The organism is Clostridium nigeriense (assembly GCF_050585245.1).
Taxonomy (GTDB): domain Bacteria; phylum Bacillota; class Clostridia; order Clostridiales; family Clostridiaceae; genus Clostridium; species Clostridium nigeriense_A.
This window is the reverse complement of the sequence record NZ_JBNOOF010000002.1, coordinates 534,778-555,877: the sequence shown is the minus strand read 5'-3', so window position 1 is coordinate 555,877 and position 21,100 is coordinate 534,778. Positions and strand designations below refer to the sequence as shown.

Sequence of the window (21,100 nt, the reverse complement as noted above, 5' to 3'; positions counted from 1 at the left end):
ACTACCTTTCAGCCTTATTTTGCGCCTTCCATTGGTGTTGCTACTGGATAAATACCATTAAAACATCCAACGCAATATCCACAATTTTCTTTAAAACACTTATACATTCCTTCCATACTTAAGTATCCTAAAGAATCTGATCCTATAGCTTCTCTAATCTCATCAGTAGATTTTTTAGCTCCTATTAACTCACTTCTGTATGGTGTATCAATTCCAAAATAACATGGAAATTTAACTACAGGTGATGCTACTAAGAAATGTACTTCTTTAGCACCAGCTCTTCTTAAAGAATCTACTAAATATTTTGAAGTAGTTCCTCTAACTATAGAATCATCAATTAAGACTACTCTTTTACCATTAACATTAACTTTTAACGGATTTAGCTTAACTGCAACTGCTCTCTCTCTAATTTCTTGAGACGGAGTTATGAATGTTCTACCTACATATCTATTTTTTACGAACCCCGTATCATATGGAATTCCAGATGCTTTTGAATATCCAATAGCTGCTGGTATTCCTGAATCAGGAACTGCAACTACTACATCTGCTTCAATTTTATGTTCATTAAACAACTGTTCTCCTGCTCTTACTCTTGACTCATGAACATCTAATCCATCTATTGTTGAATCCGGTCTTGCAAAATAAATATATTCAAAAGCACAAGTTTGACATTGTGTATTTTCATAATACTTATAAGATTTAATTCCATTTTCATCTATTATAACAATTTCTCCTGGATCTATATCTCTTACTAATTCAGCACCTATAGCATCTAAAGCACAACTTTCAGAAGATAATACATATCCTTCTTCCATTTTTCCAAGACATAAGGGTCTTATTCCATGTGGATCTCTAACACCTATAAGTTTATCTTCAGTTAAAATTACCATAGCAAAAGATCCTCTTACAGCTTGAATTGCATCAATTATGGCCTTTTCAATACCTTTTTTTGCTCCTCTTGCTATAAGATTAGCTATTACTTCTGAATCAATAGAAGTATGGAAAACATGTCCTCCATCTTCTAATAATCCTCTTATAACATCAGCATTTACTAAAGTACCATTATGAGCCATAGCTATTGACCCAAGCTTTGATTGACTCAGTAATGGTTGAGCATTTTCAATTCTTGTATCACCACTTGTAGAATACCTAACATGTCCTATTCCTGCAAACCCTTTAAGTCTATTTAAACTTTCATTAGAAAAAGCTTCTGTTATAAGGCCCATTCCTTTATGAATATCGATTGCCTCACCATTAGCAACAGCTATTCCGGCACTTTCTTGTCCTCTATGTTGAAGTGCATATAACCCGTAATATGTCATAGATGATACATCCATAGGTTTATTTACATAAACACCAAAAACTCCGCATTCATCTTTAAATTTATCATTACTTGGATCAAACATTAAATACGAACTCAAAAATAATACCCCCATTTACAATTAAAAATAAATAATGAATAATTAATAACTCTGCTACGCTGAGTTATTTCCTTAATTATGCATTATCAATTACGCATTATGAATTATAATGCTCTCTTTCCTATTCTATTTAATATTTCAACGTAAGCGTCTTTTACATTTCCTAAATCTCTTCTAAATCTATCTTTATCTAGCTTTTCTCCTGTTGTTGCATCCCAGAATCTACATGTATCTGGTGATATTTCATCTGCTAATAAAATTTCTCCATTATATCTACCAAACTCTAATTTAAAATCAATTAATCTAATATTTTGCTTTATGAAGAATTCTTTAAGTAACTCATTAATTTTAGCAGTCATTTCATAAATCTTATCTAACTCTTCAAAAGTAGTTGCTCCAATTCCAACTGCATGATAATCATTTATTAATGGATCTCCAAGTGAATCATCTTTGTATGATAATTCAAATACTGTTGTCTTAAGTTCAAACCCTTCTTGTAAACCTAATCTCTTAGCCATTGAGCCTGCTGCAACATTTCTTACAATAACTTCTAGAGGAACAATCTCAACCTTCTTACAAAGCTGCTCTCTTTCACTTAACTTCTTAATAAAGTGAGTCTTAATACCATTTTCATTTAACATTTCAAATATCATTGAAGTTATAGCATTATTTAAAACACCCTTATCTTCAATTTGTCCCTTTTTTTCTCCATTAAATGCTGTAGCATCATCCTTATAATAAACTATTACTTCATCAACCTTATCTGTTGAATATATTTTCTTTGCTTTTCCTTCATACATCATTTCTAATTTTTCCATTATAAATCCACTCCTTCTCCATTTTCATCTATAAATTTCTTTTTCATATCTACTCTAAATTGATTTAATTTTTCTCTTAAAGCCTTATCCTTTATAGCAAGCATTTGAACTGCAAGCATTCCTGCATTATAGCTATTATTGATTCCTACTGTTGCAACTGGAATTGATTTAGGCATTTGAACTATTGAAAATAAAGCATCTAACCCTTCAACAGCTCCCTTAATTGGAACACCTATAACTGGCATTGTAGTTTGAGATGCTATAACTCCTGGTAAGTGAGCTGCAAGACCAGCTCCAGCAATAACAACTTCACAACCATTTTCTTCAGCCTCTTTTAAAGTTTCAGTTAACTTTTCAGGAACTCTATGAGCTGATAACACGTATGCTTTAAATTCAACTCCAAATTCTCTTAAACAGTTAGCTGCCCCTTTCATTACATCAGTATCTGATTTACTTCCAAAAAATATTACTACCTTCATATAAAACCGCCCTTTTATTAATTGATAATGCATGATGCATAATGGATAATTACTGGTAAAATTCAGTTAACTGAATTTTTTATTTTATATCCTAAATTACTCATTACGTATTGTTCATTGTCAAAAATATTTTAATTATATATTTCTTATTAATTTTATTTTCCATTAGATAAGTAATTACATTCTTCTAATTCTATAAATCAACTTCTTTGATTTATTTCCTTAATTATGAATTATACATTTTTCATTATTCATAGTATTTTACTCCTGCTTTAAATATCTTTTGGTCGAAATTTCCTGGTATATTTTTATAGAGGTTATCTCCAATTCTTTCTGAATGTCCCATTTTACCAAGAATTCTTCCATCTGGACTTGTTATTCCTTCAATACCCAACATCGAACCATTAGGATTATACGGCATGTCCATAGATACATTGCCATTTAAATCAACATATTGAGTTGCTATTTGTCCATTTACTTCTAACTTTTGAAGTAATTCCTTTGGTGCTACAAATCTTCCTTCACCATGAGATATAGCAACTGAATGAATATCCCCTATATTAACTTCACTAAACCACGGTGATTTATTTGAAGTAATTCTTGTTCTAATTATTGAACTCATATGCCTATTAATTTCATTGTAAGTTAAAGTAGCCATATCTTCTTCTATATCAATAATTTCTCCATAAGGTACTAATCCCAACTTAATGAGAGCTTGGAACCCATTGCATATTCCTAACATTAATCCATCCCTATTTTTAAGTAAGTCCATTACAGCATCTTTAATTCTTTCATTTCTAAAGACTGTTGATATAAATTTACCAGAACCATCAGGTTCGTCTCCTGCAGAGAATCCACCAGGCAACATAATAATTTGACTTTTTCTAATTATTTCTTCCATCTTTAAGATAGATTCATTTAAAAGTTCTTTATTCATGTTATTTAAAACTAATTCAGTAACTTCTGCCCCTTCTTTTCTGAAAGCTTTTGCACTATCATATTCACAATTTGTTCCTGGAAATACTGGTATAAATACTCTAGGTTTTGCTATTTTAATAGCTGGTTTCTTTATTTCTTTAGTTTCAAATAAATCTAATTTCACATTTTCTTTCTTATCCTCAGTTTTTATCTTAAATACTTTTGATAACTTTTCTTCTAATATTTCCTCTAACATATCTATATTAAAGTTAATATCATAATCTTTTAAAATTACAGCCCTATCTTCTATAGTCTTACCTATTGCTTTATAAGCGCAACCTTCAAACTCCTTCTCTATTTCAACTTCATTTTTAACTTCTAAAACTAAGCTTCCATAATTAAGCCCGAATAATTCTTCTTTATTTAATCCTTTAAGCTCTACCCCAATTCTATTTCCTAATGTCATCTTTGTTAATGCCTCTACTAATCCACCAAACTTTATTGATGAAGCTGATATAACTTTTTTCTCTAATATTAAATTATGAAGTTTATCTAAATTATTTTTAAAGGACTTAACCTTTAACGTCATATCATCATTTTTTTCTGCCACTAATAAAACTAATTTAGAATTATTATTTTTAAACTCTGGAGAAATAATATTATTTGCCTTTTCTACATCTACTGCAAATGCTACTAATGATGGTGGTACATCTAAATCCCCAAAAGTTCCAGACATTGAATCTTTACCACCAATTGCAGGTATTCCTAAATCCATTTGTGCTTGATAAGCCCCAAGTAAAGCCGCAAATGGTTTTCCCCATTTAATATCATTCTTACCTAATCTCTCAAAATACTCTTGCAATGTTAGTCTTGCTTTCTTATAATTTCCACCCATAGCTGAAAGCTTAGTTATTGCTTCGATAACAGAATAATAAGCCATATGATATGGGCTCCATATTCCCATTTCAGGATTAAATCCAAAAGTCATTAAAGTAGCATCTTTACTTTCGCCATGTAAAACTGGTATCTTTGCTGCCATTCCCTCGGCAGGAGTCTTTTGATACTTACCACCAAATGGCATAAGTACTGTTCCAGCTCCAATTGTAGAATCAAATCTTTCTACTAACCCTTGTTGTGACGATACATTTAACTTTCTTAATGTCTTAATCCATTCTTCTTTTACATTTAAATCTTCATTTATTAGGAAAGGATATTTTTCTGGAGATTCTACTTTTACATTAGTAGTTTGTCTTGCTCCATTTGTATCTAAAAACTCTCTTTTTAAATCAACTATATTTTTACCTCTCCAGAACATCTTAAGTCTTTCAGAATCTGTAACAACAGCAACCTTTACTGCCTCTAAATTTTCTTCCTTAGCTAATTCTATAAATCTATCTTCATTTTCTTTATTAATTACAACTGCCATTCTCTCTTGAGATTCAGAAATTGCAATTTCTGTTCCATCTAATCCCGCATATTTCTTTGGAACTTTGTCTAAATCTATATCTAATCCCCTAGTTAATTCTCCAATTGCTACCGACACTCCACCAGCACCAAAATCATTACATCTTTTTATCATTTTAGAAACTTCAGAATTTCTAAATAACCTTTGAATTTTTCTTTCTGTTACCGGGTTACCCTTTTGTACTTCTGCTCCACATTCATTAATAGAATCTTCAGTATGTTCTTTAGATGATCCAGTTGCACCTCCTAAACCATCTCTTCCAGTTCTTCCACCTAAAAGAATTACGATATCACCAGCTTTTGGTTCTTCTCTTACTACATTTTCTTTAGGGGCTGCTGCAATTACCGCACCAACTTCCATTCTTTTAGCAACATAATTTTGATGATAAACTTCTGCAACTTGACCTGTTGCTAGTCCTATTTGATTTCCATAAGAACTATATCCATGAGCAGCTCCTAAAGTAATAGTTCTTTGAGGAAGTTTTCCTTTTAAAGTTTCTTCAATACTAACTGTTGGGTCAGCAGCACCAGTAACTCTCATTGCTTGATATACATAAGTTCTTCCTGATAGCGGATCTCTAATCGCTCCACCAAGACATGTAGCCGCTCCACCAAAAGGTTCTATTTCTGTAGGATGATTATGAGTTTCGTTCTTAAACATTACTAAATACTCATCATTTCCCTTATCTGTTTCAATATTAACTTTTATTGAACAAGCATTTATTTCATCTGAAACGTCTAAATCTTCTAAAAGACCTCTTTTTCTCATTTCCTTCATAGTAATAACAGCAATATCCATAAGTGTTTCATCTCTATCTGTTTCACCATAAACAAAATTTCTTGATTTTAAATATGCATCGTATGACTTGACTATTTGACTTGTATAAACTCCTTCTTCAATAACTACACTTTCTATTGCTGTTGAAAAAGTTGTATGTCTGCAGTGATCTGACCAATAAGTATCTATAACTTTTATTTCTGTTATACTTGGATCTCTTTCTTCTTTTTTGAAATAATCCCTTATTAGTTTAATATCTTCTAAGCTCATAGCTAATCCCATTTCACTATGTAACTTTTCAATTTCATAATTGTTTTTATCTATAAATCCATTTAATATTTCTACATCTTTTGGCTCTGGAAGTTTTGATGATAGTTCTAAATTATCCACATTAACTTCTCTTGAATCTACTGGGTTTATATAATATTTTTTGATTTTATCAACATCATTTTTTGATAAATTACCTTTTAACACTATTATTTTTGTCCACTTAACTTCTATCTTTTCACCTGAAGTTAATATTTGATAGCACTCTGAAGCTGAATCTGCTCTTTGATCATATTGTCCTGGTAAAAACTCCACTCCAAAGGCAATTTCATTTTCTCCAAGTTTAAAATTATCTTCATACAAATTATCTACTGTTTTTTCTGAAAATATAGTATAAAGAGCTTTTTGATATTCCTCTTCTTTTACTTCCCCTAAAGTATATTTATTAATTAATCTAACAGACTCTAAATAATTCACTCCTAAATTATTTTTAAAATCCTCTAGCAAGCTCTCCCCTTCTACGTCATATCCCTTCTTTTTTTCTACAAATATACATCTCAACTTCAACTTTCATACCTCCAAAGCTAGCAGTTCTAAGATAACCGAACATTAAATTTAGTTTTTTAAATATTTTTCGTATTTATATTTTAAGACTATCATTTTAATATTTAAATGTCAACTTTATCATTAAAATTTATTATATAATTCGTTATATAACGAATTATATTCGTTTTATCTATGCATAATTTACGTTTTATTCTTTAAGTTTTTTATCAAATATTTGATATATTATGTTATTTTTTTAAAAATTTTTATGGTAGCCTAATAAAGATATAAATAAAGGTGGTGTTATTTGTAAAGAGAACTACTAAAGAAAATTTAAGACTAGCTTTAGAAAAACTTTGATCTTGTGAAAATCATTTAAGCAATGCTTAATTAAATTCTGAACAATTGCATAATAATAGAAAAGAAATACATTTTACTCTTAAAGCAATAGGAAACTTAATAAATGCAGCACAAACTACTTTGATAAATTATAAAGATTAAGATTTACAAAAGAATATAAAAAAGACTGTAGTATTACCTACAGTCTTTTTTAACTATCTTCTATTGTTTTGAGCTTTTCTTGCTCTTCTGCAATCAGCACATCTTACTGGTTCATTATCGAATCCTTTTTCTTTGTAGAATTCTTGTTCTCCAACTGTGAATATGAATTCATTTCCGCAATCTTTACATATTATTTTCTTATCTTCCATTTTAAACCCTCCATTTTAAAGACTATTCTAGTAACACTAATCTCTATAACGGAGAATATCATTATCTATAAAAATCTTTAAAGCAAATATATTATAGTCCTTTTGACTACTCAATAATATTATCATATTTATCCATAAAAATCTAGTATTTTTTCTAAAAAAAGAAAATTTTTCTTAACTTTATATTTAATTATTATTTATATACTATTTTTCAGTTTATATTTAAACTCTGGTCTTCCTACATTTCCATATGTAGTTTCAACAAAAATTTTATCTATTTCTTCTAAATAATCCATATATTTTTTCACAGTTACATTACTTATATTCAGATTAAATGCAATTTCTCTTACACTCCACATTTTATTATAATCAACATCTAAAATCTTAATTATTTTATCCAGGGTCAATTTATTTAACCCTTTAGGAACATCGTATCCTTTAATGTGTTTTGAATACAAACTATCTATATCTCCTTGCTTTATATTCAATTCTTTATTTAATATTTCATACCTTAACTTATATTTATTTATACTTTCTTCAAATCTTTCATAGTTAAATGGTTTAATTAAATAATCCACAGTTCCATAAGCAAAAGCTTTTTTTATCTCATCAGAACTATTTGCAGCACTAATTATAATAACATCAACTAAATATTTTTTTATTCTTAAACTTTTAAGTATTTCTATTCCACTTTTCTTAGGAAGAAATACATCTAAAAGAATTAAATCTATTTTTTCCTTTTCTAATATTTCTATAATTTCTTCTTCATCAATTACTGGTCCTAAAACTTTAATACCACCTATTTTATCTAAATATTGTTTGTTTATAAATGCTACCATGGGATCATCTTCTACAATTAATACTTTTATCATAAAATTACTCTCCCTTTAATATTGTTATACAGAATATTTTCTTATCCTTGTACTCTTTTACTTCTATATCTCCATTGTATAACTCAACTTTACTTTTAACTAGATATAATCCTATTCCTCTTTCTTCTCCCTTTGATGATACTCCTTCAATTGTCATCTCTTCTATATTCTTATAAACTAAAGGTAATCCATTATCCTTTACTTTTATTTCTATTCTATAATCATCCTCATTTAAATATACTTCAACTAATTTATCTAAATTATTACTTGCACTACATGCTTCAAATGAATTTTCTATCAAATTACCTAAAATAGTTACTATATCATTAGAATCTATTATTCCATGATCTTCCCATAAAATAGATCCGTTATATAAATTTAAATTTACACCCTTTTCTTTTGCAACTGCCTTTCTACTTAGAAGCAACGCTCTAACACAACAATCTTTTATTTGTAAAAATTCTATAGAATTATCCTCTTGAACTTTTTGAATATCAAGTATATATTTTTTAGCCTCAGAATATAATTCTAATTGAATTAACCCTAATATAACGTGCAAATGATTTTTGAACTCATGTATGTTAGCTCTTAAACTTTTTGCAGCCTCATCTATTCCTGTAATCTCTTTTGCAAGCTTGTCTATATTATTTTTATCACTTAAGAGAATTAATACACCTAAGTATTCTTCATTACTTACTATACTACTTAAAGTTACAAAAACTTTTCTATTTTGAATGACAAACTCTTTCATTTTAAAAGACTGTTTTTCATCTATATAAGACTCAAGTCTCTTTATTACTTTATCCACATCAAAATTATTAAATAATTTATAATAATTTTCATTTACTTCAATAACTTCATTATATTTATTTAAAACTATTATTCCATTTTCGACATTATCTATTATTGTTTGTTTTTCATTATATAGCCTTCCTATCTCCTCTGGCTCCATATCAAATATTTCTTTCTTTGTTTTTCTAGCTAAAAACTTAAAAAGTATTACTGATACTATTATAGTAATTAAAAATAATAGTATATAATTTATCTTAACCATTAAATTTACTTTGCTAATATCACTATAGTACTTTCCTACCATAACAAAGCCAATTTGCTTTTCTCCATCCATTATAGGTTCGAACCAGCGAAATGTTACTCCCATGGATCCCTCCATTAATGAATAATAACCTTTACCATCTTCTAATACACTTTTTTTATCTGGATTAACAAATATTTCCCCTATTTGTGATTCATCTAAATGCGAATACTTTTCCCCTTTCATATCACATATAACAATTATATCTATAAATTCATTATAAGAAATAATATCTGCTGCATAGCTTTGTATTACTCCATCATTTTCATTATCAATTAACTTTTCTTTTACTAAGCTATTTGTTGATATATCATAAGCTGAATATCTTAACATATCCTTTATTGTTTGATCATATGTATCTAGTTTATCATTTATAAATATTCCATATGAAAATATTAATGGTATTAAAGCTATAAATATTGCTGATAATACTAACTTCCTTTCAAAATTTATTTTCATAGTTCTCTCCTAACTAAATATAATATAAACATCCAACAAAATTATATATTCTTTCGATTCAATTGTAAATAATGTCTAATTTTTTCAAAAAACATATAAATTTACATCATATAATAGCAAAAATTGTAATTTACCTCTTAAAATTAGGGCCATCTTTCGACAGCCCTAATTTCAATTATACTATACTATATTATTTTTACATTGTCCACAATTTATAAATTCCCTTAAATTTTCATAAGATATACCTATCATATTGATTAATGCTTCATCAGTATAAGAACCCATATGAGGTGTTATTAATACTCTTGGATATAAATTAACTAATTCTTCAAATACTTCATTTTCAAGTTTTTGTCCATTTAAATTCTTAAAGAATACTTGTGATTCTCCTTCAAGTACATCGGTACCAAAACCAGCTAATTTACCACTTTTAATTCCTCTTATTATAGCTTCTAAATCTTGAAGTTCTCCTCTAGCAGTATTTACTAAAACAGCTCCATCTTTCATCTTTGATATAAACTCATCATTAATTATATGATAATTGGAATCCTTAAAATAAGGCATATGTATTGAAATAACATCTGATTCTGCTATAACTTCATCTAAACTTTTGAATTCAACAACTTCTTTAGCTTCATCGCTTTGGAATATATCATATCCTAAAACTTTTGCTCCTAATCCTTTAAATAATTTAGCTGTTGTTAATCCAATTCTTCCTGTTCCAAGTACTCCTACTGTGCAGTTTCTAATTTCTTTACTAAACATAAATGAATCAATTGTAAAGTTTTTATTACTTGTTCTATTAACTGTATAGGCTGTATGTCTTAAAAGCATCATTGAAAGTGTTACTGCTAACTCACTTATTGCATTTGGTGAATATCCAGGAACTCTAGCACATTTTAATTCTAGATCTTTTACTGCTTCTAAATCAACATGATCAAATCCAACTGTTCTAGTTAAAACATATTTTAGGCCATTTTCCTTTAATAATTCTAGATTTCTTCTATCTGCTTTACAATTTCCTCTTACCATTATAGCTTCTGCACCTATTGCTTCATCTACATTGTCATGTGTAAGACCTGATGTAACTAATTTTAAATCATATCCATACTCTTCATTTAATTTATTAAAATATTCAACTTCTGTGTCTCTGACACCAAAGCATACCATCTTAATCATATTGCTACCTCCAACAATCTATTATATTTTTATGCAAAAATAGGTAAATTCTTAATAATCTCTAATGCTATTATCCATATTGGCATAGCTACAACCCCTAAAAGAGTTGATAATAATGAACAATTTGAAGTAAATACAGCTTCTTTTTCAAAATTAATTGCATATGCTGCTGCAACTGTTGCAGTTGGTGCAGCCATCATTATTACTGTTGTTGCTACTGCTTCAAATGATACTGGTAATATTCCTGTTACATTTAATACTACTAATAATACTAAATTGATTACTGGTATTAACATTACTTTTATTAAACTATATATCCAAGCATCGCTTTGAGACATTGCTTTTTTAAATGGAACCTCTGCTAAAGTAGCTCCTATTGATAACCAAGCAAGTGGTGAAGCTAAACTTTGTAAATATGAAAGTGGCTTATATAACCATGGAAGTGTTTTATCTATTCTTAAGAAAGCATAACTTTCAACTGTATCTTTAGCTGCAACTTGAACTTGTGGTAGCATATCTTGGAATAACCAAATAAAAAGTCCTAAAAATGTAGCAAGTATTATAGGATTTAAAAATATTTCTTTAACATTCTTTTTTAAATTTTCTTTATCCATCTTTGCTCCAGACATCTTTATAAATGCATATGAATATAAGAAAACTCTATAAGCTATATTAAATATATTAGAGTACATTGTTCCAACAGATCCATATACCGCTGTAACTATTGGTGTACCAAAAAACGTTGTTGATCCAAATATAGTAAGTATTCTATAAACAACTTGTTTGTCACCTTTTACTTTTGAATACATTATCTTAGTTATAGGAATTAATATAATATATATAGCAAATCCCCAAATTAAAATACTTATCCCTTGCTTAAGTTGATCTCCATCTATATCTTTCATAAATGAAGTAAAAGCTAAAGCTGGTAATGATACCGTAAGAACTATTTTAGTTAATATTTTTGATGCAACAGAATTTATCATCTCTTTTTTTCTTAGATAAAATCCTAATCCTATTATTAATATAGATGAAAATATAGCACCAATTATTGAATTATCAGTTAATGTTTTTTGTATTATCTCTAACATAATACCTTATCCCCCTTTGTTTATTTTTTAACATTCTTTGCAATAAAATTATATATTTCGACACTAATTAAATTCAATTTTTTTAACTTTATAAATAATTATTTAAGTTATTTAAGTGAAAACAAAAAAAAAAACTTAACTAATATATAAAGTATTCCCTCCTTTCCCAAGGGCACCATATATCTTAGTTAAGCTTATATATTTTTCTGATTTGCAATTAGATAAAAAAATATATTATTTGTTTTTTTATCACTTATAAATTGATTAATTTTTATTTTCCCATCAAAATCTATATACTCAATTAATCCATCTTCAATATAACTAATCTCTTTTAAATTCAACTCCTCAGTTACATGCAAATTTAAAGAGAAGTTCTTTAGCTTTGTAAAATTACTAAATCTCTTTAATATGAATATTGGTATTATTTCATCTTTATTATTCTCTCCATATTCTCCCACTATTATATGAGGTTTATTAAAGTTATAAAAAAATACTTTTTCATTAGTTAACATATATAGTAATGCGCATATATTAATTTCATCATCTTTATTAAGTAGTTGTGGAAAATATCCTATCCCATTTCTATTGTCAGATAAACTATCCTTTCCAACTAAAATTTTCAAAAAATTATTTTTAAATACTTCATTTATCTGATTAAATTTATTATCATCTAACTCTTCAACTAATATTATTATCTTACCTTCTTTATTCTTTATATTTATTTTATTTAAATTACTTCCTTCAAAAATAATTATTTCAACCTTTTTATCTAAAAACTGATAATAGATTTTCCTATCTAAACATTCTTTTCTATTTAGTAGTTCTATTCCATCATCTACTCTGAATTTATTTTTTATATTCCAACATATTATTCTAATATTCATTTTTTACCCCAATTATTTAAATTATATAAATAATTATACTATATATTATATAATTATTAAATAAATTGTATTATTTACTTAAATATAATTTTGGAATAGACTTTCTTGAAAAAAATACCGGCAGTATACACCACCGGCAAAGAAACCTACGTAACCCTTTCGGGTCATTTTTATTCTTATCAAATTTACTACTTTATATTCCTAATTTTATGTTAAAATAAAAATAATATCTAAATATCGCTTCGATCCGTTAAATATTCCAATAATTCTTTGGATGATTTAGACCTAGCATTCATATTAAATTCTGTATTTTCAACTTTTCTTTCCATATTTCTAATAAATTTTTCAGTATCTATATTTTTATATTCTTCATTATCAAATCTGGTATCTTCTATACTAAGTTTAATCATATCTATAGCCTTTCTAAGTTCTTTTTTATAGTCCTCTTCAGTTAATAAGAACCTACTATTTGTGGCCTCAAGATTATTTTTCTCTTTCTTAATATTATATATAAGAAAATTATAATCATTAGGCTTACCTAGCAAATAATATTTTAAATTACCATTCTTATAGAAATTCTCTATAGAATTTGAATGTTGACTAAAATAAATAGTGCTTTTATCTAAAATATCAGTTATTGCCTGAGAATGAAAAGCTATATTATTAGGCCTTGAATATTGAACTATATCACCTATATAAATACTTGAATAAATTTCATTCCAGTTTTTTAAAGCATCTTCAATCTTATATTCTCTATAATCATAAGCTCTTTTATATTCCTTTCCAAAATGCAAATTAAAAGGATTAGCAGCTGTCCATGTAGAAGTTCTATTTGGCAAATTTGACGAATAATAAAACCAAGATTTAATACTTGTCGCATTTGCTTTAGATCCTACAAAATCCAATCCCCCAGCCCTTAAAACTTGAGAAACAAAATTTGTACAATCACCGCCATCATTTATAAAATTATAATATTCTTTATTAGATGATGTTGCCCACTTTAATGCATACTCCCTAGCTTTCTCTCTATTATAATTACTATTTTTCATATCACTAATTTCGTTATTATACTTCATTGATGAATATTCATCTTTAATATAACTGAATATACTTCTACTCGTTATACTTATACTAATTAGTAAAATTAGAATTAATATCCTTAATAAATATATTATTTTTTTATTATGTCTCATAAAAAACACTCCATAACTACGTCATTAAATAAATATTTATATTTATTATTAAGACTATAATAAAATTTATACATAGATATAAATCTATAATTCTAACTTCTTCATAATACTCCCAAACTCATATGTTAAAAATAGAAAAAGATACAGAAATCAAAAATGATTACTGTATCTTAAAACTATGATATTTCTTTATTTATTCTTTACTACCTTTAAGCATTTCTCCTATTGCAGCTATACTTCCAAGTGAAGATAAAGTTTCATTTGGTAATATAAGCTTATTAGCTGGATTATTAGCCATTTCTTTAAGAGCTTCTACTTGTTTTAATGCTATAACAGTTTCATTAGTTCCAGATTCTATTATTGCTTGGTTAACCTTTCTAATAGCTTCTGATTCTGCAATAGATATTTCTTCAATTGCTTTAGCCTTACCTTCCGCTTCAAGTAATTGAGATTCTTTTAATCCTTCTGCTCTTCTTATATTAGCTTCTTTTTCAGCTTCTGCAGCAAGTATCTTAGATCTCTTTTCCCCTTCAGCCTTTTCAATTTGGGATTGTCTTTGTCCTTCTGCTTCAAGAATCATAGCTCTTTTATTTCTTTCTGCTTTCATTTGTTTTTCCATAGCTTCTTGAATTTCTGTTGGTGGTATTATATTCTTAATTTCAACTGAAAGAATCTTTATACCATATGCATCAGTAACTTCATCAATTATGCTTAAAAGATCTTGGTTAATCTTATCTCTACCTGATAATATTTCATCTAAAGACATATTACCTAAAATATTTCTCATGTTAGTTGTTGCTGAATAAACTATACCAGATCTAAAATCTTCTATGTTATAAACAGCATCTCTTGCATTTAAAAGTTTATAGAAAATAACATTATCTACTGAAATCTTAACATTATCCTTAGTAATAACTGATTGTGGTGGTACATCTAAAATTTGTTGCTTTGTTGATACTCTTTTTCTAACAAAGTCTACAAAAGGAATCATAAAGTGCCATCCTGGCTCTAAAGTTTTATGATACTGTCCAAACCTTTCTACTACATATAAATATCCTGTATTTACTATTTTTATTGATGATAAAATTGTAATTAAAATAAAAAGTACTATTACCCCAATAATAACTACTCCTATAATTCCATCCATCTAATTTTCCTCCTCTTTTTTTATGATTAATTTAATACCTTCAATTCCAATAATATTAAAGCTATCACCAGCTTTAATCTCTTCTCCTGTATTTTGTACAGTCCAGTACACTCCATCTACTTTAACTCGTGCCCTATCTACTATATCCTCTTCTGCCTTCATTATCCTACCTATATAGGTTTCTTCCATTAAAGGTATTCTCTTAACCTCATTTTTAAACTTTTTCTTAGCCCAAGGATATCCTACAGCTATTGTTATTAAGTTTAATACTAGGAAAATTATTATTTGGAACTCGAATGATATACCTATCATATCTGCAATCATAGCTGCAATTGCACCAACTGTAAACCAAGCAAATAAAAAATTACTTGTTATTATATCAATGCCAATTGCTATAGCTGCAATTATAATCCAAAAAATTACTGCACTCATTACTCCCCCTCCTTTTCTTAATGATATTATAACATTTCTAGTAAATTTTTGAAATTGTTTAATTATGATTTTATTATATTATATTTCTTATCCTATTACAATAGTTTTTATATCTTTTTATGCAGTATTATTTAACTCTTAATTGTCTTTTCTTTTATTATCATTGATTTTCTATTGTTTTCCTTTTATTATTTAAATAGTTAGTTCTGAATTTAATATCAAAAAAGAGTTAAAATATTATTAATTAATATATAGATTGGAGAGATTTTATGGATTTTATTAAAGTTGCTGCTGCATGTCCTGTTACACGTGTTGCAGATATTGAATATAACTTAGAGAATATTTTCTCATGCTTAGATGAAGCCTCTAAAAATGAAACAAAGGCAATAGTTTTTCCTGAATTGTGTATTACTTCATATAGTTGTGGAGATTTATTTATGCAATATAGCCTTTTAGAAAAAGCAAATATCGCTATTCAAAAAATACTAGAAAAAAGTTCTAGTCTAGATATGCTAATAGCTGTAGGCGCTCCTTTAAACTTTAAAAATGTTTTATTTAACTGTGCTTATATAATATTTAATGGAAAAATACTAGGAATTGTTCCAAAATCATACCTGCCTAACTATAGTGAATTTTACGAAAAACGTTGGTTTAGTGAAGGATTAGGAATTGTTGATGAAAAAGTTGATTTTGATTTTCAAAAAGATATACCATTTGGAACTAACTTAATTTTCAAATCTGGTGCATATAGCTTTGGTTTTGAGGTTTGTGAAGATCTTTGGGTTACTATACCTCCAAGCTCATATCTCTCACTTTTAGGAGCTAATATTATAGGGAATTTATCTGCCTCTAATGAATTAGTAAGTAAAAAAGATTATAGAGAAGCTTTAATTTCAAATCAAAGTGCTAGATGTATGTCTGCATATATTTATTCTTCTGCAGGAGTTCATGAATCTACTACAGATTTATTATTTAGTGGTCATCTTCTTATCTCAGAAAATGGAACTATACTTAAAGAAAATGAAAGATTCCAAAGAGAAAATGAAATTATTTACTCTTATATAGATGTTTTTAAACTTAATAGTGAAAGACTAAAAAATATAAGCTATAGAGATGCTTCAAGAATAGTTCCTTTTGATGCAAAAATTATTAATTTTAATTATAAAGAGAATAATATTAGTAACTTTGATAGATATTTAGATAAACATCCTTTTGTTCCTTCTAATGCTAAGCAAAGGGAAGAAAGATGTAAAGAAATTTTCAGCATTCAAGCTTCTGCTTTAGCAAAAAGAATGGAACATACTAATTTAAAGAAAGCAGTTATAGGAATATCAGGAGGCCTTGACTCTACATTAGCCTTACTTGTAGTAGTAAAAACCTTTAAACTTCTAGGCTTAGATAATAAAAATATAGTTACAATAACAATGCCTGGATTTGGAACTACAGATAGAACATACAACAATGCCTTGACTTTATGCAAAGAACTTGGTTGTGACTTAAGAGAAATAAATATAGTAAAAGCTGCTCTTCAACATTTTGAAGATATTGGTCATGATAAAGATATACATGATGTAACTTATGAAAATGTTCAAGCAAGAGAAAGAACTCAAATCCTTATGGACTTAGCTAACAAAGAAGGCGGATTATTAATAGGTACAGGAGATCTTTCAGAATTAGCCCTTGGTTGGTGTACATATAATGGAGATCATATGAGTATGTATTCTGTAAATCCATCTATACCAAAAACTTTAGTTAGATACTTAGTTAAATATGTAGCTGAAAAAGAGTCTACTAAAGAAGTTTCTGAAACATTACTAGATATATTAGATACTCCTGTAAGTCCAGAGTTATTACCAAAAGGAGATAAAGGGGAAATTACACAAAAAACAGAAGATATAGTTGGACCATATGAACTACATGATTTCTTCTTATATCACTTTATTAAAAATGGCTCTTCAAAGGAAAGAATTCAATTTTTAGCTGAAAAAGCCTTTAAAAATGATTACAGTAAAGAAGAAATTGAAAAGTGGCTAGATAAGTTTATTTACAGATTCTTTACTCAACAATTTAAAAGGAGTGCATTACCAGACGGACCTAAGGTTGGTAGTATTTCTTTAAGTCCTCGTGGGGACTGGAGAATGCCTTCCGATGCATCATTTAATTCTTTTAAATAAAAAATAAGTAACTATATTATGTTAGTTGATCCACCTAAAGCACCAAGTCATCCTAACATACCATATTTACTTCTACTAACTCAAAGATATGAAAAAATTGAATAAAGTTCAAAAATGGATATTACAAAATAAATTTTAATAATCTTGTAATATCCATATTTAATTTACATTTCAAAACTAAACAGTATTTACATCAATTTCATATTTTTCTTCTTCCAAAAGATTAATTTGAAGTAATGATTTTTTAAATAATAACATTGCTATAATCATTATTCCTGAAGAAATTAAGAATATACTTGAAACACTAATTTTATCAAAAAGATATCCATAAACCATACTACTTAAAGGTGAAGCTATCATACATCCTGTTGAAACAACTGTTGATACTCTTCCTAAAAACTCTAAAGGAACTATTGATTGAAGTCCTGAACTTAAAAAGGTATTTGCGATACCAATAAATATACACATAGTTAATGTGATTAATAGCATTAATAAATATAAATAAAAAATAGAATTTTCAATAGCTACTAATGGTTTTAAAGCTACAATAGAATATCCTGATAAAAGTACTGATGCTATCATTAAACTTCCGTATAAATTTTTACCTAAAGAATACTTCTTTGAAAGCCACCCTACAATAAAAGTGGCTAAAATCATCCCTGCCACAGCAAAAGTATCCACTATACCATATTGTATATCTGATACCTCTAAAATAATCTTACTAATATATGCGGAACCAATAGTAAAAGAACCTAATGCAAAATTTAATATTACAGCTAAGCTTACAATATTTATAATATCTCTTTTCTTTAATATAAATCCAATTCCATCTTTAAATTCCGAAGCAAATTTATTTAAAGATAATTTCCCTTTTGACTTTATATTCCTAGGAATAACTAAGAAGATTTCTGAAATAGCTGATACAAAAAATGTAATAGCATTTACTATAAAAACACCCTTTAATCCAAAGCTACCATATACTAATGCTGCAATAGCAGGCGAAATTATATTACCAATAGCCATTAAAAGTGAATTTAATGCATTAGCTTCAACTAAATCTTCTTTTTTTGTTATCGTTGGAATTATAGTTTGAAGAGTTGGATTATCTAAGGTTGAAATCAAGGAAAGTATTATAACTAAAATATAAATATTAATTAAAGGCATTTCTCCAGTAATAAAGTAAATAATAGCAAAAATACTTACTACTATCCCACTTGCCAAATCTAAAAAAATCAATATATTTTTTCTATAAAACCAGTCTACAATTACCCCAGAAATAGGTGATACAATTAGCCCTGGAATTAATGAAACAGCAAGGATAGATGCAAATTTTGTAGCAGAGCCTGTAGTACTTAATACAAATAGTGATAATGCAAAACTCTGCATGTAAGAACCAATTAAAGATGTGATTTTTCCAAACATTAAAAGTGAAAAGTTTTTTTCTTTTAAAAGTTTAAATTTCATATTTCCCCCTTTACTCTATTGCTAAAATGTATTTAATTTTTATAATTAGATATTCATAACATTATTCTACTTAAATATCACCTAAAATATCCATTTATTATAATATAATACAATTATATAGTAACATTATTATATCAGTAAATAAATTTTTTAATAAAATGTATATTTATTTTTCTATATTTATTCCTTTTAACTCAAAGAAACTTACAAATCTTTATTTATAAAATTAATAAGCAAATTATAAATGGAGCTGTTTTTATAAACAACTCCATTTATTCTAAGCTACATCTTCTTTTCTTAATACTCTTAATAAAGTTAATATAGCTCCAATTAAACTAATTATAGCAATGCCTATAAATACAAATCTCATTGCATAAATAAATACATCAGCTCTTCCTTCAACAAAGCCAGAAACCTTATAACCTATTTTACTACTCATCATCGTATACAAAAGACTTGTAGAGAATGCTATTCCTACTGTTATTCCTAAATTTCTTATTAGACCATTTATACTTCCTGCAATTCCAAGCTTACTCTTATCAACTGTAGACATTATTAAAGAGTTATTAGGTGATTGAAACATTCCACTTCCAAGAGATACTAAACCTATAAGAAGTCCTACTAAAAATAGAGGTGTATTTTCCTTAAAAATAGCTAATGAAAAGAAGGCTAAAGTCATAATACTTAATCCTAAAGCTGATATTTTTTCACTTCCAACCTTGTCAGATAAATGTCCACTTACAGGTGCTACTATGAATAAAACTATAGGTGAAACTGTCATCATAAAACCTGCAGCTCTTGGAGTTAAACTCAATACATCTTGAAGATAAAATGGTAAAATTATATTCATTGCTCCTAATGCAATAAAAGAAGTAAATCCACAGAATATACTTAATGAAAATAATTTATTTTTAAATATATTTATATCTAACATTGGACTACTAACTTTTCCTTCACTTTTAATAAATACAAATAATAGTATAAGTGATATAATAAATGATCCTATTATAATAGGATTAGTAAATCCAATACTTTGTCCGAAATTTATTGAACAAAAAAGTAATATAATTGAAATAATAAATAGAATACTTCCTTTTAAATCAAAATTTATTTTATTATAAGCTTTTTTAAAGTTTAATGTCTTAATTATAGAAATATAAACTAAAATACCTATAGGTATATTTATTAAAAATATGTATTTCCAAGGAGCTACTGAAACAATTACTCCTCCTAATGTAGGTCCTACCATAGTTCCTAAAGCAACTGCTGTCCCTGTCAGCCCTAATGCTCTGCCTCTTTCTGAAGCAGGAAATACTTCTGTTATTATTCCTTGATTAGTAGCCATAGCAGCAGCAGCCCCTACTGCTTGAATTACTCTTGATATAATTAAAGTTATTAATGAATTAGATAAACCACAAAGTAAAGATCCTATTGTAAATACCGCTACTCCAAACCTAAATACTCTACTTTTTCCAATTATATCTCCAAATCTACCAAATAATAAAATTAATGCACATATCGCTATAAGATAACTAGTTACTACCCATTCTATTCCAGCCATAGTAGTTCCAAGTTCCTTTGCCATAGTTGGTAATGCAACATTTACTATACTACTATCTAGTGTAGTCATAAAGATCATTGGTAGAATTACTAATAATATTGTCCATTCTCTTTTCATTTTTTCATCTCCTTGTAAAAAATCAGTCAATTT

16 protein-coding genes are annotated in these 21,100 nt (G+C 27.6%); 1 reads left to right on the top strand and 15 read right to left on the bottom strand.

Annotated elements, in window-relative coordinates:
• Window positions 1-14: 14 nt before the first annotated feature.
• The 13 genes from purF to ACQPUY_RS05880 form a co-directional block, all read right to left on the bottom strand.
• Window positions 15-1,436: an amidophosphoribosyltransferase gene (gene purF, locus ACQPUY_RS05940; protein WP_430840207.1), complete on the bottom strand. Its 1,422-nt coding sequence runs from the start codon at window positions 1,434-1,436 to the stop codon at window positions 15-17.
• 89 nt (window positions 1,437-1,525) lie between these two features.
• Window positions 1,526-2,239 (bottom strand): phosphoribosylaminoimidazolesuccinocarboxamide synthase, encoded by a 714-nt coding sequence (purC, locus tag ACQPUY_RS05935; RefSeq protein WP_430840206.1) that lies wholly within the window; start codon window positions 2,237-2,239, stop codon window positions 1,526-1,528.
• A complete protein-coding gene (gene purE, locus ACQPUY_RS05930) occupies window positions 2,239-2,718 on the bottom strand; it encodes a 5-(carboxyamino)imidazole ribonucleotide mutase (RefSeq protein ID WP_430840205.1) in 480 nt (159 codons plus the stop codon). The genes purC and purE overlap by 1 nt, the downstream gene beginning before the upstream one ends.
• 247 nt (window positions 2,719-2,965) lie before the next feature.
• Window positions 2,966-6,712, bottom strand: a complete 3,747-nt coding sequence (locus ACQPUY_RS05925; protein WP_430840204.1) for a phosphoribosylformylglycinamidine synthase — start codon at window positions 6,710-6,712, stop codon at window positions 2,966-2,968.
• Window positions 6,713-7,245: 533 nt separating this feature from the next.
• The gene (locus ACQPUY_RS05920; RefSeq protein WP_430840203.1) at window positions 7,246-7,401 is read right to left on the bottom strand and encodes a zinc-ribbon domain-containing protein; all 156 of its coding nucleotides are present in this window, start codon (window positions 7,399-7,401) and stop codon (window positions 7,246-7,248) included.
• 197 nt (window positions 7,402-7,598) lie between these two features.
• Entirely contained in the window at window positions 7,599-8,273 is a 675-nt protein-coding gene (locus tag ACQPUY_RS05915) for a response regulator (protein WP_430840202.1), read from the bottom strand.
• A 4-nt stretch (window positions 8,274-8,277) separates the two neighbouring features.
• A complete protein-coding gene (locus ACQPUY_RS05910) occupies window positions 8,278-9,825 on the bottom strand; it encodes a GHKL domain-containing protein (protein ID WP_430840201.1) in 1,548 nt (515 codons plus the stop codon).
• A gap of 180 nt (window positions 9,826-10,005) precedes the next feature.
• A complete protein-coding gene (locus ACQPUY_RS05905; protein WP_430840200.1) occupies window positions 10,006-11,004 on the bottom strand; it encodes a 2-hydroxyacid dehydrogenase in 999 nt (332 codons plus the stop codon).
• A 29-nt stretch (window positions 11,005-11,033) separates the two neighbouring features.
• Window positions 11,034-12,095 carry an AEC family transporter gene (locus tag ACQPUY_RS05900; protein WP_430840199.1) on the bottom strand — a complete coding sequence of 354 codons (1,062 nt, stop codon included), beginning with the start codon at window positions 12,093-12,095 and terminating at the stop codon, window positions 11,034-11,036.
• Window positions 12,096-12,289: 194 nt separating this feature from the next.
• On the bottom strand, window positions 12,290-12,979 hold the full coding sequence (locus ACQPUY_RS05895; RefSeq protein ID WP_430840198.1) for a hypothetical protein: 690 nt from the start codon (window positions 12,977-12,979) through the stop codon (window positions 12,290-12,292).
• A gap of 230 nt (window positions 12,980-13,209) precedes the next feature.
• Window positions 13,210-14,055, bottom strand: a complete 846-nt coding sequence (locus tag ACQPUY_RS05890; RefSeq protein ID WP_430840197.1) for an amidase domain-containing protein — start codon at window positions 14,053-14,055, stop codon at window positions 13,210-13,212.
• Window positions 14,056-14,365: 310 nt separating this feature from the next.
• Entirely contained in the window at window positions 14,366-15,319 is a 954-nt protein-coding gene (locus ACQPUY_RS05885; RefSeq protein ID WP_430840196.1) for an SPFH domain-containing protein, read from the bottom strand.
• Complete coding sequence (locus tag ACQPUY_RS05880) at window positions 15,320-15,751, bottom strand: NfeD family protein (RefSeq protein WP_430840195.1); 432 nt, start codon at window positions 15,749-15,751, stop codon at window positions 15,320-15,322. It lies immediately after the preceding gene.
• Between the two features lie 269 nt (window positions 15,752-16,020).
• On the opposite strand from ACQPUY_RS05880, the gene ACQPUY_RS05875 reads away from it, so the two are divergent.
• A complete protein-coding gene (locus ACQPUY_RS05875; protein WP_430840194.1) occupies window positions 16,021-17,925 on the top strand; it encodes an NAD(+) synthase in 1,905 nt (634 codons plus the stop codon).
• Window positions 17,926-18,102: 177 nt separating this feature from the next.
• Here ACQPUY_RS05875 and ACQPUY_RS05870 read toward each other — a convergent pair whose 3' ends face one another.
• Both ACQPUY_RS05870 and ACQPUY_RS05865 read right to left on the bottom strand, forming a co-directional pair.
• Window positions 18,103-19,389, bottom strand: coding sequence for an MFS transporter (locus ACQPUY_RS05870; protein WP_430840192.1), 1,287 nt, complete (start codon window positions 19,387-19,389; stop codon window positions 18,103-18,105).
• Between the two features lie 277 nt (window positions 19,390-19,666).
• Entirely contained in the window at window positions 19,667-21,067 is a 1,401-nt protein-coding gene (locus ACQPUY_RS05865; RefSeq protein WP_430840190.1) for an MFS transporter, read from the bottom strand.
• Between the last annotated feature and the right edge of the window lie 33 nt (window positions 21,068-21,100).

Bases quoted from the DNA above. Each gene is read 5' to 3' on its own strand.
- ACQPUY_RS05915 (WP_430840202.1), bottom strand. From the start codon at position 8,273: ATGATAAAAGTATTAATTGTAGAAGATGATCCCATGGTAGCATTTATA.
- ACQPUY_RS05880 (WP_430840195.1), bottom strand. From the start codon at position 15,751: ATGAGTGCAGTAATTTTTTGGATTATAATTGCAGCTATAGCAATTGGC.
- ACQPUY_RS05895 (WP_430840198.1), bottom strand. From the start codon at position 12,979: ATGAATATTAGAATAATATGTTGGAATATAAAAAATAAATTCAGAGTA.
- ACQPUY_RS05875 (WP_430840194.1), top strand. From the start codon at position 16,021: ATGGATTTTATTAAAGTTGCTGCTGCATGTCCTGTTACACGTGTTGCA.
- ACQPUY_RS05905 (WP_430840200.1), bottom strand. From the start codon at position 11,004: ATGATTAAGATGGTATGCTTTGGTGTCAGAGACACAGAAGTTGAATAT.
- ACQPUY_RS05920 (WP_430840203.1), bottom strand. From the start codon at position 7,401: ATGGAAGATAAGAAAATAATATGTAAAGATTGCGGAAATGAATTCATA.
- ACQPUY_RS05870 (WP_430840192.1), bottom strand. From the start codon at position 19,389: ATGAAATTTAAACTTTTAAAAGAAAAAAACTTTTCACTTTTAATGTTT.
- ACQPUY_RS05865 (WP_430840190.1), bottom strand. From the start codon at position 21,067: ATGAAAAGAGAATGGACAATATTATTAGTAATTCTACCAATGATCTTT.
- purC (WP_430840206.1), bottom strand. From the start codon at position 2,239: ATGGAAAAATTAGAAATGATGTATGAAGGAAAAGCAAAGAAAATATAT.
- ACQPUY_RS05910 (WP_430840201.1), bottom strand. From the start codon at position 9,825: ATGAAAATAAATTTTGAAAGGAAGTTAGTATTATCAGCAATATTTATA.
- ACQPUY_RS05890 (WP_430840197.1), bottom strand. From the start codon at position 14,055: ATGAAGTATAATAACGAAATTAGTGATATGAAAAATAGTAATTATAAT.
- ACQPUY_RS05885 (WP_430840196.1), bottom strand. From the start codon at position 15,319: ATGGATGGAATTATAGGAGTAGTTATTATTGGGGTAATAGTACTTTTT.
- ACQPUY_RS05900 (WP_430840199.1), bottom strand. From the start codon at position 12,095: ATGTTAGAGATAATACAAAAAACATTAACTGATAATTCAATAATTGGT.
- purF (WP_430840207.1), bottom strand. From the start codon at position 1,436: ATGGGGGTATTATTTTTGAGTTCGTATTTAATGTTTGATCCAAGTAAT.
- purE (WP_430840205.1), bottom strand. From the start codon at position 2,718: ATGAAGGTAGTAATATTTTTTGGAAGTAAATCAGATACTGATGTAATG.